The organism is Rickettsiella endosymbiont of Rhagonycha lignosa, from assembly GCF_964031165.1.
In the GTDB taxonomy this organism is placed as follows: Bacteria; Pseudomonadota; Gammaproteobacteria; order Diplorickettsiales; family Diplorickettsiaceae; genus Aquirickettsiella.
In genome coordinates this window covers 998838-1012636 of sequence record NZ_OZ035011.1, presented here as the reverse complement: position 1 = coordinate 1012636, position 13799 = coordinate 998838, and the positions used below count along the sequence as shown (strand labels likewise).

Annotated in this window: 13 protein-coding genes; 6 read left to right on the top strand and 7 right to left on the bottom strand. The window is 38.4% G+C overall.

What is annotated here, in order from left to right; all coding sequences use genetic code 11:
• Positions 1 to 1239 carry a glutamyl-tRNA reductase gene (gene hemA, locus AAHI99_RS04590; RefSeq protein ID WP_342227124.1) on the top strand — a complete coding sequence of 413 codons (1239 nt, stop codon included), beginning with the start codon at positions 1 to 3 and terminating at the stop codon, positions 1237 to 1239.
• A gap of 28 nt (positions 1240 to 1267) precedes the next feature.
• Here hemA and AAHI99_RS04585 read toward each other — a convergent pair whose 3' ends face one another.
• From AAHI99_RS04585 to AAHI99_RS04555, 7 genes are all read right to left on the bottom strand, one after another.
• Positions 1268 to 2206: a hypothetical protein gene (locus AAHI99_RS04585; RefSeq protein ID WP_342227123.1), complete on the bottom strand. Its 939-nt coding sequence runs from the start codon at positions 2204 to 2206 to the stop codon at positions 1268 to 1270.
• Positions 2207 to 2318: 112 nt separating this feature from the next.
• The gene (locus AAHI99_RS04580) at positions 2319 to 3521 is read right to left on the bottom strand and encodes an MFS transporter (protein WP_342227122.1); all 1203 of its coding nucleotides are present in this window, start codon (positions 3519 to 3521) and stop codon (positions 2319 to 2321) included.
• A gap of 685 nt (positions 3522 to 4206) precedes the next feature.
• Complete coding sequence (locus AAHI99_RS04575) at positions 4207 to 4854, bottom strand: ABC-type transport auxiliary lipoprotein family protein (protein WP_342227121.1); 648 nt, start codon at positions 4852 to 4854, stop codon at positions 4207 to 4209.
• 1 nt (position 4855) lies between these two features.
• Positions 4856 to 5656, bottom strand: a complete 801-nt coding sequence (locus tag AAHI99_RS04570) for an MlaD family protein (RefSeq protein WP_342227120.1) — start codon at positions 5654 to 5656, stop codon at positions 4856 to 4858.
• Positions 5646 to 6464, bottom strand: a complete 819-nt coding sequence (locus tag AAHI99_RS04565) for an ABC transporter ATP-binding protein (protein ID WP_342227119.1) — start codon at positions 6462 to 6464, stop codon at positions 5646 to 5648. The genes AAHI99_RS04570 and AAHI99_RS04565 overlap by 11 nt, the downstream gene beginning before the upstream one ends.
• A gap of 28 nt (positions 6465 to 6492) precedes the next feature.
• Positions 6493 to 7623 (bottom strand): ABC transporter permease, encoded by a 1131-nt coding sequence (locus AAHI99_RS04560; RefSeq protein ID WP_342227118.1) that lies wholly within the window; start codon positions 7621 to 7623, stop codon positions 6493 to 6495.
• A gap of 142 nt (positions 7624 to 7765) precedes the next feature.
• Complete coding sequence (locus AAHI99_RS04555) at positions 7766 to 8089, bottom strand: hypothetical protein (RefSeq protein ID WP_342227117.1); 324 nt, start codon at positions 8087 to 8089, stop codon at positions 7766 to 7768.
• 252 nt (positions 8090 to 8341) lie between these two features.
• Here AAHI99_RS04555 and prfA point away from each other — a divergent pair, with 252 nt between their 5' ends.
• From prfA to AAHI99_RS04530, 5 genes are all read left to right on the top strand, one after another.
• The gene (prfA, locus tag AAHI99_RS04550; RefSeq protein WP_342227116.1) at positions 8342 to 9424 is read left to right on the top strand and encodes a peptide chain release factor 1; all 1083 of its coding nucleotides are present in this window, start codon (positions 8342 to 8344) and stop codon (positions 9422 to 9424) included.
• Between the two features lie 119 nt (positions 9425 to 9543).
• Positions 9544 to 9873, top strand: a complete 330-nt coding sequence (locus AAHI99_RS04545) for a hypothetical protein (RefSeq protein WP_342227115.1) — start codon at positions 9544 to 9546, stop codon at positions 9871 to 9873.
• 280 nt (positions 9874 to 10153) lie between these two features.
• Complete coding sequence (gene prmC / locus AAHI99_RS04540; RefSeq protein WP_342227114.1) at positions 10154 to 10996, top strand: peptide chain release factor N(5)-glutamine methyltransferase; 843 nt, start codon at positions 10154 to 10156, stop codon at positions 10994 to 10996.
• 624 nt (positions 10997 to 11620) lie between these two features.
• The gene (dksA, locus tag AAHI99_RS04535; RefSeq protein WP_342228355.1) at positions 11621 to 12121 is read left to right on the top strand and encodes an RNA polymerase-binding protein DksA; all 501 of its coding nucleotides are present in this window, start codon (positions 11621 to 11623) and stop codon (positions 12119 to 12121) included.
• 175 nt (positions 12122 to 12296) lie between these two features.
• Positions 12297 to 13787 carry a nicotinate phosphoribosyltransferase gene (locus tag AAHI99_RS04530; RefSeq protein WP_342227113.1) on the top strand — a complete coding sequence of 497 codons (1491 nt, stop codon included), beginning with the start codon at positions 12297 to 12299 and terminating at the stop codon, positions 13785 to 13787.
• Positions 13788 to 13799: the final 12 nt, after the last annotated feature.

The following is a 13799-nucleotide window of genomic DNA, read 5'->3' as shown; positions in this document are numbered from 1 at the left end:
ATGAATTTGCTTGCCTGTGGAATTAATCATGCAACAGCCGATCTCGCCATTCGGGAAAAACTTAGTTTTGGTAAGGATTATTTGGCAAGTTCTTTGCGCGCTATGTTGCAGGACACACAAACTGAAGAAGCGGTGATCTTATCGACCTGCCATCGTACGGAGTTTTACTGCATCAATGGCGATGCACAAACTACCATGAACTGGTTATATCGACATAAAAAACTTCCTCAAGATAGTCTCAAGTCACATTGGTATGTGTATCAACAAGAACATGCTGTACGTCATTTATTGCGTTTAGCGAGCGGTTTAAACTCTAAAATCTTAGGTGAGCCACAAATCTTTGGCCAAATAAAAAATGCCTATTCTTTAGCCCATTCATTAGGGATTGCGGGTACACATTTTAATCGATTGTTTCAATATGTTTTTTCTGTCAGCAAACAAGTGCGTACGGCGACGGATATTACTGCGCATCCGGTTTCTCTGGCATTCGCGGTGGTGACTTGTGCAAAACAAATCTTTGCTCATTTAGCGGATACTCAGGTTTTGTTGGTGGGAGCGGGTGAGACTATTTCTTTAGTAGCTAAACATTTGTTTTCTCAAGGCGTGCGTCATTTCTGGATTGCCAATCGTACTCCGCAGCTAGCAGAAAAACTGGGAAAAGTGATCGACGGTCAGGCAATTTGTTTAAACGCTATCCCATATTTTTTAGCCAAGGCAGATATCATTATCGCAGCAACAAGCTGTGATGTGCCGCTGGTTAAAAAATTGATGTTGGAACAGGCTTTTAAAGAACGTAAACGTCGGCCCTTGTTTATCGCCGATTTGGGCATGCCTAGGGATATTGAATCCAGTGTTAATGAATTGGAAGATGTATATCTTTATACACTTGAGGATCTGCATCGATTGATCCAGACAAATCAACAAGGTCGAAAAGCTGCGGCTGTAAAAGCTGAAAGTCTGATAGAAGAGAAAGTTCAACATTATCAGCAGCAGTTGCAAATAACAGCCGCTGCGCCAATTGTTTGTTCTTATCGTCAACAAGCGGAACAATTTAGGGATGCAGAAGTCAAAAAAGCCTTAGCGTTGTTAAAAAAAGGTCATGCACAAGAAGAGGTTATCCAACAGTTAGCCTATCGTTTAACCAATAAACTGATACATCAACCGAGCGTTGCTATCAGTAAAGCCGCACAACTGAATCAACAAGAGCTATTGACGGTGCTATTAGACAGTTTTGATTAACTATTTTTTAAATAAAAGATTTAGCTTTTTATATATAGCTATGGCTAATAAAGTTTTGTATAGGATCAAGGGATGTTTTTAGGGGTATAAAAAAAGAAACATTATAGGTTATAGAAGGTTTACTCATACTTTTATCATCGGATGGTGTTTGTGTCGTTGCATCCGCTGTTAAGCGTATTTTTGAATTACTTATTTGCATTTCATTCTCTGCTACTGTTTTAACCACAGGAATTTGTCGGCTTTTTATTTCATTTTCATTATCAACTTCTTCTATGATGGTGGATAAACGCGCTTTATCCAAAAATTTTTGTGGACAAGCCCGCTTATATTTTTCAGAAGTAGGTGTTTTGTTGGTCGTCTTTATTATCTTTGTATATTTAGCTTGAGTTTTCTCTTTATCCATTTTTTGCAGAAATTGATTTTTTTTATGCGAGCATTCTGCAATCCATTCCGAATCAATGAGTTTTTCGCCGACAAAAGCAGAGACTGAATAGGATAACAATCCAGTTCCAATTAGTGCGCTTACGACTCCGACCAAAATAGCCGCTCCACCTAACACCGGTAGAGCGAAAAAGAATACAGTAGCTAGAGCGGCAAGGATAGTTAAAGAAATCAAAGCACGTTTTTTGTGACGTAATTTTGCTTGCTGTTTTTTGTATTCTGGAATTTGCTCGAGATGTTGATATTCGAGTGTAATTAATGTATTTACAATGTGTTGTTTAAAGCTTTCATTATTATGGGGACCATCATATGCGGCGTTTTCTCGTAGCTGCCAAGCTAAGCGCTTAACTAAATGTGCTCCTAATTTCTCTTTTGGTCTGCCTAAAACTTCTTTCCAGCTTACAAAGTTAGGATCCTTTATTCTTGCGCCAACTACAATTCTATTTGCTAATATATGACTTAAGTATTTTTTGCTGTTCTCGCAAAGCTTTGCTGTATTTATTCCTTGATCAGTGACTATTGGCATAAAAACCTCATCTTCGGAATGTAAGAACATTGTATAGTATGAAGCTTAAACTAAACTTAGCTTACTTAAGAAGGGCTAGTAATTAGAGGTATATTGATATGAATGGCATCATTTAAACGCTAAAAAAGTATTTCAAGCTAAACCAGCGCACGAGATTGGCGAGACCGGCAAGTATAAACAGTAAACTAGCAAACCAGAGTAAACTGCCAGTATAGGTAAAACTAAATAAAAAACTGGCCAAGCTACAAAATAAACTAATCGAAGTCGCATAGATGGCCATGCGTGCACCCATGGGTTCAGGGCTCGCTTCGATACAAAGTCGCTGTAAAGGACTGGAAAGTGCGGTACCGAAACAAAAAATCATTAAGCAAATGACCAGTCCTATGAGTTTATCTGGAAAAATAAAACTCAAACAAACCGCGAGCAGGCTAGCGAAGAGAGAAATGCTTAACCCTTGATTAATTAAACGATTTATTTCGATGCGATGGATAACACGTTTGACGAGTTGTGCACCGAGAATCTGACTGCCAAAGACCAAAATTTGGATCAGACCAAAATACAAGGTGTTTAATTTAAATTGATTGATGATTAAAAACGGTCCGCCTACGATCCACGCAACTTTAGCTAAGACATTAAAACTAATAATACATAGATTAAGCATGAATGCTTTATTTTTTAGTATCTGTCGATAATTTATTAATACATGTGACCAGCGAAACATATATCTTTGTGTAGTGGAGTGTGTTTCCGACATGATAAAACATAAACCTAGCCAAATGATGCTGGCACTCAGTGCTAAAAATACAAATATCCAACGCCAGTTCAACCATTGCAAAAAAATTCCACCCATTAAAGGGCCCACAGCAGGTGCCAACACCACCACACTGCTCATCAGTGCCAATATTTGGATAGCTTGTTTGCGATCATAGGTTTCGTGAATGCTGGCATAACCAGCCGTGCTTAGAGTAGACACCACCGCGCCTTGAATAAAGCGTGCTAACAATAAAATATGAATATTCGATGTGATTGCACAAATCCAAGTGGCTGTAGTAAATAATACCCCGCCGATAAGTAGGACCGGTTTTCTACCAAATTGATCCGAGACCGGACCTAATAATAGGTGTAACGAGCTTGCACCAAAAAACCAAGCAGTTACGGTTTGTTGCGCTAAGCGGGTACTGATCCCGAGATCGTGAATCATACTCGGCAAAGCCGGCAAGTACATGTCGTTGGCTAAATAATTGGTTATTTCGTAACAAACTAATAACAATGGAAAAAATTGCATCATTAAGTTTTTATTTTTTAAATATTTCATTTTAAAAATTGACTGAGTGAGTAATGCCTAATCATTAGGAAATTTTTTCCACTATTTAGTATTAAATTAATTTAACTAATTTAGAATGTAAGAATCCTAACATTATTGGTTTCTAATAATATTAAAAACAAACCCTAAAGGCTAATTTTATAATGAAAATTATTAAAAAAGATGATTGGAATCAAAAAAGAACATTACTATAATTTGCAGAACTTGATACTATCCGAATCAGATAGTATTTTATTATACAGCCAATTTAGTTTTGCTGAGTGTGGATTTTCATTCTGAATGCATATTTTAAATTTCAATTGTAAAAAAACCTAATTTTTAATAATTTAATTGCGCAATTTAATTTTTATTTAATATAGACTTAATATAATCTATTTATACTGCTCATCTGTTTTTTTATACTATTAAAAATTTATTACTCATTTAACATCATTGAGGTTAAACATCACTATGTTATCGATAAGAAAAAGAATCAAGAAAACCAATCGTTATTATTCATTGCGAAAAAAAGTAAATGGTTTAAAAAAAACCTGCAATGATAAAAAAATTTATAGTTGGTCTGAAGATACGAAACAAAAAAATGATCATTTAAATATCATTAGGTTATTTCCTAACAAAGCTTAAATTGGATTGAAACAATAATAGCCGCGGATGAAAAGCTTAAAGCCTGGATATTTTAGCTTAAATTTCTTAAGCAAAAACAATTAATTTCATTCAGTATTTTTTGTACCGCGAGGTTTGCAGCCAGCGCCCCACCGTAAGGATCATCATGTGCTGCGGTTTGTACCACGACAAAATCTTGTGTGGCAATGACATGTCTGGATCGGGCATCGATGAGTTGCGCCCGCATCGCAATCCGGAAACGACTGGGAATGCTTATAAATTCTTGTTGAAAGCTGAGTAATTGTGTATTCAGCACCCAATCATAATAAGTAGTGGAGGGTGTATTAATAATTGCTTGGAAATAGCCGGTATGTTGTAAAGAATTGATTAATAAAGACTGTAACATTTGTGTGGGCACGTCTGCCCAGCGATTTTGTGCAAAATATTGGATTTGATAGCAAGCGGGGATGTATATCATGCGTGGACTATTATAAATTGCATTGGCACGAGGTTGATTAACCAATATTGTGCTACGCCCTTGTTGTGCACAATTATCCCAATCTGGATCAGGCATGGCTAAAGTAAAGTAATGCATCGGTGGAGTTTTAATAGGCTCAAATATCGAACAGGCCGATAACAACAGTAAACATTGCAAAGCTATTATTGCTTTGTGGACGCAATTATTTTTACCAAAGCCCACACGACCTAAAAAGTTAAGCACTTTATTCTTCTCCTGGTCCTAAAGGTGGTGGTTTCTGTCCGCGAATTAATATGCTGGGGTTTTGTCTTAGATTATCTGACAGTTCAAGTAAATTATCCGTCATGATACTTAGGTTATTTAATACTTGATTGGTAGACGGGAGCGTTTGTTGGGTTAATGTATTCATTAACGATGGAAATGCACGTGTTGAACGTGCGGTATTAATTAAAATAGCATCGAGACGTTTACTTTGCGCCGCTAAGTGATTACTGGTTATGGATAAATTATTTAAAATCTTTCTAAATAATACTGGATTTTCACCCCCTAATACACCATTAATATCTTGTGTAATCTGATTCATATTATTATTCAGATCACGTAAAGTCGTATCTAAACGTAAAAACAAAGAAGGAGCGCTTTTAATAATGGGGTATTTTTCACCCGGAAGGAGTGGAATAGGATTTAGGTTAGAATCACTGCCTTGCAATGCCAGGTAAGTGATCCCTGTCAAACCTTGACTATTTAAGGTAGCTGTTGTGCCTTCGGTAATAGGTGTATGTTCTTCTATTTGTAATACCAAGCGTACTTGTTCAGGATTCTGGTCATTTAAAGAAATTTTCTTAACGATACCGACATTAACACCATTATATTTAACGGAAGAATTTACCCCTAAGCCAGCCACAGATTCATGCATGATGACTAAGAAACTTTTATAACGCTTCGTGGATAATCCCGCAGATAACCAAGTAATAAAAATAATGAGGGCGATGGTCAAAATAAGAACAAAAGCACCAACTAAGGTATAATTGACTTTAGATTCCATGATTTCCCTCGTAAAGATGTTGCGTCATGCGCCCCCGTGGTCCCTGAAAATAAGCCACTATAGCCGCTTGTTTGGATTGTGTAAGTTGTTTCATAGGTGCAAATTCCAAAACGCGTCCCGCACTTAAAAAAGCAACTTTATCGGTAATTTGCCATAAAGTATCCAAATCATGCGTGACCATGACGATGGTTAATCCTAAAATGTTGCGCAAGTTTAAGACTAATGCATCAAATTCTTCTGCGCCTTGTGGGTCGAGGCCTGCGGTGGGCTCATCGAGTAATAATAATTCAGGATCCATGATTAGAGCACGTGCTAAAGCCGCTCGCTTGAGCATTCCACCACTCAGTTCAGATGGATATTTTGTGGCCGAATCCATCGGTAATCCTACCGCTAATAATTTAATTAAAGCTAGCTCTTTGATTGTCGTTTTGTCCAATTTTGTATGTTCTTGCAAGGGAAAGCTTATATTTTCAATGACATTAAGCGATGTAAAGAGTGCTGATTGTTGAAATAATACGCCCCAACGACATTGTATTTTAAGTAACTCGCTTGCAGAAAGCTTGTTTAAATTTTTACCGAAAACTTCAATCTCTCCAGAAGTAGGTGTCAGTAGGGCTAAAATTTCGCGCAGCAATGTCGATTTTCCTGAACCGCTGCCACCGACTATGCCAATAATTTCTCCGTGTTGTACTTCTAAATTAATGCCGCAATGGATCCATTGACCCGCGAGGAGGAGTTTAACATTTTTAACTTTTATAACGGGGTCAGAAGCATGCATAATGGCATTATAGCGCTTATTCGATGACATGAATGTACGTAGAATAATCCAGTGAGGGTTAGATATTTAAGTTACTAAATAAAATCGAAAATAATGCGTCAGCGACAATAATAAAAAAAATGCCTTGTACTACACTACGCGTGGTTTGTCTGCCAACACTATCGGCACTACCGCTGACACGTAAACCTTGAAAACAAGCGGTGTTGGCGATAATAAGCGCAAATACCGGCGCTTTACCCACACCAATAATAAGCGAAGAAAGTGAAACAACTTTTGGAAAACGTTGTAAGAAATCTGTGTAACTAATATTTAGCATATTATGTGTCATTGCCATGCCACCGAGTAGGCCAAAAATATCTGCCCAAACGGTGAGCAGGGGTAAAGCAATCAGTAAGCCCCAAATACGGGGTAAAATTAATAATTGCCTCGGTGGGACGCCCATCGTGTTTAATGCATCAATTTCTTCTTTGATCTTCATCATACCCAATTGAGCGGTAAATGCGGATCCACTGCGACCGGCTATCATAATGGCTGTTAATAAGGGTGCAAACTCACGTAATATGGCAAGGCCTAATAAGTCAATGATAAACAGAGTTGCGCCAAAATTTTTTAATTGAAAACCCATTTGATAAGTTAAGACAATACCTATCATAAAAGATAATAAAGCAATAATACCCAATGCATCTAAACCGGTATTCTCAATGATACTCATGATGGCACGACCACGAAGTTGATTGGGCTGCCAAATTGTTTGAATAGCGGTAGTAAAGGTTTTACCAATAAAACATAAAAATGATTTAAGCTCATGCCATTGTTCAGTTACTTTTTTACCCAACAAGGCTAAACCAGTATAACTTTTTGGCTTGGGTAAAGGTTTTAATTGATGTGCTGCTTCTTCTATCATTGCAAACAATGCATGGTGTTTTTGATTTAAACCAGTAAGCTGCACATCTCTTTTTTTAGTGAGTTGTTTTTTCCATTGGTAAAGTTGCCAGGCACCACTACTATCCATACGCGTGATAGCTGCGGCATTTAAAATGAATGACGATTCTGTGCTGCGATTTAGTTTTTTAAAAGCGTGGTCTAAATTTTTTTTATGAATGCCATGTAAGGTCCAAGCACCGTAACAATCAATTTGATTTTTTTGCTGTGCTGAAATGGCTATAGAAGCATTAACTGATGTCGACATGAAGCGTAACCAAAAATAGATAAATAAACTTTACCAGCAAATGCGGCAACGCAGTAAAAATTAAAGTGCGAAGAGTATTTTGCACAAAAAAATATCCCTTCACTAGGGAAGGGATACCTGAATTTGCCCCATTCCTTTTTTATTAAAAAGGTTGTGAAGTATGCCAATAAATAGTTGGGCCTCGGTTAGGAATTAATTTATTGGTAGCGAGATAATGATATTCGCTGCAAACATAACGATATTGACATGATGCAATTTTTGTACAAGCACGTGGTGCGACGTTGAGTCTGGACAATAACTGACGTATGGTAGCGCAGTCATAGTATGCTCCAGAAACAAAACCAGCCTTTTTTACTAAGTGAGCATTAAATGCACAAGCACTTTGGCCTGGGTGGGCATTAGCCACGTTGATGCTACTTAATAAACCCATGCAAATAGCTGAAGCCATTAGTAATAATTTTTTCATACTATCCCCTCAGGTTATATATACTCTTCGCACTTGAATTTTTACTGCGTTGCCGCTAATTCACAATTCTTTCACGGCACTTGCCAAAAACTCAATTGCTGCGAGTTAGTGTAAAACCTTATAGCGCCCGCTATAGCGGTCTACTCCTTTTTAGAATAGCTTATGAATCATTAACATTCAATTTTCCAAGCTCTATATGACGCACTATTCAGTACTCGACTTCGCGGTTAGCTTTAGGTATAAAGTGGTCGTATGAAGACCTCTTTATTCAATAGATTGACCTTAATCGTCGAACGTTACGAAGAATTAACCGCTTTATTGGGTGATATGGGTGTAATCAAGGATCAAAATCATTTCCGTGACTTATCTAAGGAGTATGTTCAGTTAGGCCCTGTCGTACAATGTTTTCAGCAATATCGGACTAACTTAGATATCCTAAATCAAGCCGAACAGTGTTTACATGATACTGATTCGGCAGTGCGCGAACTTGCCAGCGAAGAAATTAATATTGCACAAAAAAAACAAGTCGAATTAGAAAAAGAATTAGAGCGCTTATTATTACCCCAAGATCCTAATGATCAACGAAATGTTTTTTTAGAAATTCGCGCAGCTGCCGGAGGCGATGAAGCGGCTATTTTTGCCGGCGATTTATTTCGAATGTATTCGCGTTATGCAGAAAATCAGGGTTGGGCAATGGAAATTATTCATATGAATCCTAGTGAGCAAGGTGGTTATAAAGAAATTATTGCGCGTATTGCGGGGACTGCTGTTTATGCGCATTTGAAATTTGAATCCGGTGCGCATCGTGTGCAACGCGTGCCTGAAACCGAAGCGCAAGGACGCGTTCATACTTCGACGTGTACGGTAGCGATACTTCCTGAAATCGAAACTGTGGATGATGTCACCATCAATCCTGCGGATTTAAAAATTGATACTTTTCGTGCTTCAGGCGCTGGCGGACAACACGTACAAAAAACCGATTCTGCCATTCGCATTACGCATTTACCCACGGGCTTAGTCGTGGAATGTCAAGATGAACGTTCGCAGCATAAAAATCGTGCTCGCGCGATGTCTTTATTACAAGCTAAATTATTAGCAGCGCAAAAAGCCAAACAACAACGTGAAGAAGCAGAAACACGTCGAGATTTAGTCGGTAGCGGGGATCGGTCTGAGCGTATCCGCACATATAATTTTCCGCAAGGTCGTTTAACCGATCACCGGATAAATCTAACGTTGTATCAATTATCTGATATCATGGAAGGTCATTTAGAACCAGTTATTCAATCTTTGACGCGTGAATATCAAGCTGACGAATTAGCGGCCTTGGGCGAATAGCAAATCCCCGTCATAGCGAGCGAATGCAATGAGCGTGGCCATCCATAGATTGTCGTGCACTTTAGTGCTCGCAATGACGAGTAAACCTTTTATACTGCGTCCTTGAGGAGGAAATGTTAATGTTTCGATCAATGGCTATAGCATTGTTTATACTATTATTGCTGATTATTGGCGGTCACATCGCGCTGGCTTTATTTACTGGAGCTGTAGTGGTGGGTGTTAGTGTTTGGGGGTTTTTGGTCGCTTCAGTTTTCTTTTTTTCCTTGAGTATTTTACTGCTGTTTATTTTAACCTGGGCCGGAGCACTAATAATCGGTGTTATTGCCGTTATTTGGACTATCGTCGCTATTATTTTATTTCCAATTTTGTTACCCGTTTTATTACCCTTATTAATTATCCTATTTTTTGTCTCTTATATACGACGTAAGCAAAATCCTCAACAGTTTTAAGCTATACTCTCGCACTGGAATTTTTGTCTGTGTTGCCGCTCAATTCGCAATCCTCATGTATAGAAAATACACTCCGGTTGCTTCATTATCACGGCGCCTTGACAAAAATCCCATTCCTGCGAGTAACATTATTTTCCGCACTGGAATTTTTGTCTGTGTTGCCGCTCAATTCGCAATCCTCATGTGTGAAAATACACTCCGGTTGCTTCATTATCACGGCACTTGACTAAAACCCCATTGCTAGGAGTAGCGGCTCTTCGCATTCTAATAGGTTGATATTATGTTGTTAATTTCCTCTTGGCGTTGGGCGATCAAAGAATTAAATCGAACTAGTCCCAGCGCGTATTTAGATGCGGAATTGTTATTTGCGCATGCTTTAGGACTTACTCGTGTGCAATTACATAGTCAACTTCCGGATAGATTACTGACAACGTCCCAGCAAAAATACATACAACAATTGATTGCACGTCGACAATCGGGAGAACCGATTGCTTATTTACTGGGTCGACAGGAATTTTGGTCATTGCTTTTTGAAGTGACACCGGAAGTACTGATTCCTCGACCGGAAACAGAATTATTAGTACAACAGGTACTTGATACCTTTAGCACTGAACAACGAAAAATAGTGGATTTGGGAACAGGCTCGGCAGCAATTTCTGTTGCATTAGCTTTGGCTAGACCGACATGGCAATTCGTTGCAATCGATTATTCCTCTGGTGCTTTACAGGTTGCCGAACGTAACATCCGCCGTTATCACCTACATACGATAGAACTACGTCAGGGTGATTGGTGCCAAGCATTATTAGCTGGAGAAAAGTTTGATGCGATTCTTAGTAATCCACCTTATCTTGCAGCGGATGATCCACACTTGCAAACGGAATGTGCTTTGGCTTACGAACCGAAAAATGCTTTAATTTCAGGGAAAAACGGTTTAAATGATTTAGAAATTATTATTCAGCAATCACGTGAATATCTGCAAGAGGGCGGTATTTTATTTTTAGAGCATGGCTATCAGCAGGCGACTTTTGTTAAGGAATTTTTTTTAAAATATGGCTACCATCAGATAAAAAATTACAAAGATTTGGCTGGTCATCAACGAGTTAGTAGTGGAAAATGGAATTAATTGAAAATATGATCTATAAATCATTAATAAAAAGAAGAGACATGGTTGGTTCTTTGAAATAATTGCCATGTCGAATTATTTTTGGTATAGATGTGTTTGGTTTATGTGTGTGTGCCAATTCCGGCAAATGTTAAATTCTCAAGAGGAGAACTTTTTATGCCAGTAAAAAGAAAATCTGCCGCTCCAAAGCGACGTAAAAAACGCTCTACAGCTGCAACACCTGCACGTAAAAGAAAAACAGTTCGCAGAAAGAAAAAAGTGGGAGCTGCTGCTAAACCACGTCGTCGTAGAAAAACTGCGGCTAAAAAAGCTGTACGTAAACCACGACGTAGAAAAGCTGTAACACGTAAGAAACCAGCGACTCGTCGTAAGACTGTTCGCAGAAAGACTAAAAAAAAAGCAGTTAGTCGGGTAAAAAAAAAGCCTAGCAAAAGCAAAACCTCAAAAAAAACGTCGACGTCCTCTCGTGTTACCCGAAGTAGAAAGCCTATAGCTAAAAAAAAATCAACAAAAGTAGCGAAGGCACAAGTGATCCGAGCTCCTTCTAAAAAAAAACAACAGCAAGCAAAGTCTGATTCCCAGGCGCTACCTGCGGTAAAACAACAACCATCAATAGAAACTAAAATGGCAGAACATAAAAAACTTAAAAAAGAATCTAAAAAACAACGTTCTTTACCAGAAACAAGGCTAGAATTGACTTCTGTTAATTCAGAAATTGATTTAAATATAGCGCCTTATAAGGAACGTCCTGGGGAAGACTATATGAGTTCGAGCCAGCAAGCGTATTTTCGCCGTTTATTATTACAGCGAAAACGCGTATTGTTGGAAGATATGGGTCGAACCGTGCATCATCTACAAGATGAGGGTACTTCTTTACCTGATATTAGCGATCGTGCGACTCAGGAAGAAGAATTTAATCTAGAATTACGTGCGCGCGACCGCGAACGTAAACTCATTAAAAAAATTGAGGATGCCTTACAGCAACTCGATGAAGGTCATTATGGCTTCTGTAATTCCTGTGGCGTTGAAATTGGTATTCGCCGCTTAGAAGCACGTCCTACCGCCAGTCTTTGTATCGATTGTAAAACTTTGGATGAAATTCGAGAAAAACAAACGGGTGGTTGATAATATCGGTCAAAAAATGCGAATTTTTCAAATAAAGATGAAAGATCCTTGCATGGCTGAAGCTAACCCAGCGTGCGCGCAGCCATTCAAGAAAAAGCAGCAAATCTGATCTTGAAATTTCCATCACTAAAAGAAAAACAGATATACTCTCCTTATTTGCTGGGGTCTTTTTTCAATGCAAAATGCATTAGCACAACTCTATAAATCTTCTTTGGTTTTATTAACTGATTTTTACCAATTGACGATGGCCTATGGTTATTGGAAAGCCGGTATCCACGAACGTGAAGCGGTTTTTTATCATAGCTTTCGACAAGCCCCGTTTAATGGCAGGTACACCATTTGTGCAGGTTTAGGCACATTCATTGATTACTTGCTAAATTTTCAATTTACTAAAGACGATATCGATTATTTAGCTGGATTAACAGATACCAAAGGCAAAGCATTATTTCATGCTGATTTTTTAGAGTATTTACAACAAATAAAATTTAGCTGTGATATTGATGCCGTTGAAGAAGGATCCGTGGTTTTTCCGCAAGAACCTTTAATTCGTGTTAAGGGACCCTTATTACAATGTCAGTTATTAGAGAGCATTTTACTCAATATTATTAATTTTCAAAGTCTTATTGCGACTAGCGCGGCGCGTTTGTTGCAAGCTACACGAGGCGAGCCCGTATTAGAATTTGGATTACGTCGTGCACAAGGTTTTGATGGCGCGTTAATGGCAAGTCGTGCCGCTTATATTGGAGGTTGTACCGCAACATCGAATGTATTAGCCGGAAAATTATTAAATATTCCGGTACGTGGAACGCATGCACATAGTTGGGTGCTCAGTTTTGCTAATGAGTTAGAAGCTTTTCGTGTTTATGCGCAAACCTTTCCGGATCGGTGTATTTTTTTAGTGGATACGTATAATACACTTGAGGGCGTGAAAAATGCGATTAAAATTAGCGAGGAATTAAAACCTAATGGCTTTAAATTAGCGGGTATTCGCTTAGATTCTGGAGATCTTGCTTATTTAAGCCAACAGGCGCGCAAACTATTAGATGCCGCAGGCTACCATGATGCAGTCATTGTCGGCAGCAACGATTTGAATCCTTTGGTAATCACCAGTTTGAAAGAACAAGGGGCTAGCATTAATGTTTGGGGTGTTGGTACGCATCTCATTACTGCCTATGAACAGCCGGCACTCGAAGGTGTTTACAAACTGAGTGCAATTAAGTCGGCAGAAGGGATCTGGGAAAACAAACTTAAATTATCAGAACAAACTATTAAAATTTCCACTCCGGGCATTTTATCGGTACGCCGTTATTACATCGATAGAGTGGATGGTTCAGCGATGGCTGATGCAATTTACGATGAAAGATTAGGAATTTCAGAAGAGAATATTACTATTATTGATCCTATCGATCCGACGAAAAGACGTATCATTCCCGCAGGCACGCCGCATCGTGATTTATTAACGCCAATTTTTCGTCTAGGGAAATTAATTTACAAACGACCTTTATTAAAAGCTAGCCAAGAAAAAACTTATCAAGAATTACAACAATTCCATGAAAGTATTCGACGACTATTAAATCCCCATGCTTACCCGGTGGGCTTAGAAGAAAATCTATATCATTTAAAATTAAAACTTATTTTAAAAGCCAAAACAGTATTAAGTAAATAAAAAATTACTTAA

What these genes read in the sequence shown, in the direction of transcription:
- AAHI99_RS04555 (WP_342227117.1), bottom strand. Translation starts at nt 8,089, where the DNA reads ATGAAAAAATTATTACTAATGGCTTCAGCTATTTGCATGGGTTTATTA.
- dksA (WP_342228355.1), top strand. Translation starts at nt 11,621, where the DNA reads ATGGCAGAACATAAAAAACTTAAAAAAGAATCTAAAAAACAACGTTCT.
- prmC (WP_342227114.1), top strand. Translation starts at nt 10,154, where the DNA reads ATGTTGTTAATTTCCTCTTGGCGTTGGGCGATCAAAGAATTAAATCGA.
- AAHI99_RS04570 (WP_342227120.1), bottom strand. Translation starts at nt 5,656, where the DNA reads ATGGAATCTAAAGTCAATTATACCTTAGTTGGTGCTTTTGTTCTTATT.
- AAHI99_RS04530 (WP_342227113.1), top strand. Translation starts at nt 12,297, where the DNA reads ATGCAAAATGCATTAGCACAACTCTATAAATCTTCTTTGGTTTTATTA.
- AAHI99_RS04565 (WP_342227119.1), bottom strand. Translation starts at nt 6,464, where the DNA reads ATGTCATCGAATAAGCGCTATAATGCCATTATGCATGCTTCTGACCCC.
- AAHI99_RS04580 (WP_342227122.1), bottom strand. Translation starts at nt 3,521, where the DNA reads ATGAAATATTTAAAAAATAAAAACTTAATGATGCAATTTTTTCCATTG.
- prfA (WP_342227116.1), top strand. Translation starts at nt 8,342, where the DNA reads ATGAAGACCTCTTTATTCAATAGATTGACCTTAATCGTCGAACGTTAC.
- AAHI99_RS04585 (WP_342227123.1), bottom strand. Translation starts at nt 2,206, where the DNA reads ATGCCAATAGTCACTGATCAAGGAATAAATACAGCAAAGCTTTGCGAG.
- AAHI99_RS04560 (WP_342227118.1), bottom strand. Translation starts at nt 7,623, where the DNA reads ATGTCGACATCAGTTAATGCTTCTATAGCCATTTCAGCACAGCAAAAA.
- hemA (WP_342227124.1), top strand. Translation starts at nt 1, where the DNA reads ATGAATTTGCTTGCCTGTGGAATTAATCATGCAACAGCCGATCTCGCC.
- AAHI99_RS04545 (WP_342227115.1), top strand. Translation starts at nt 9,544, where the DNA reads ATGTTTCGATCAATGGCTATAGCATTGTTTATACTATTATTGCTGATT.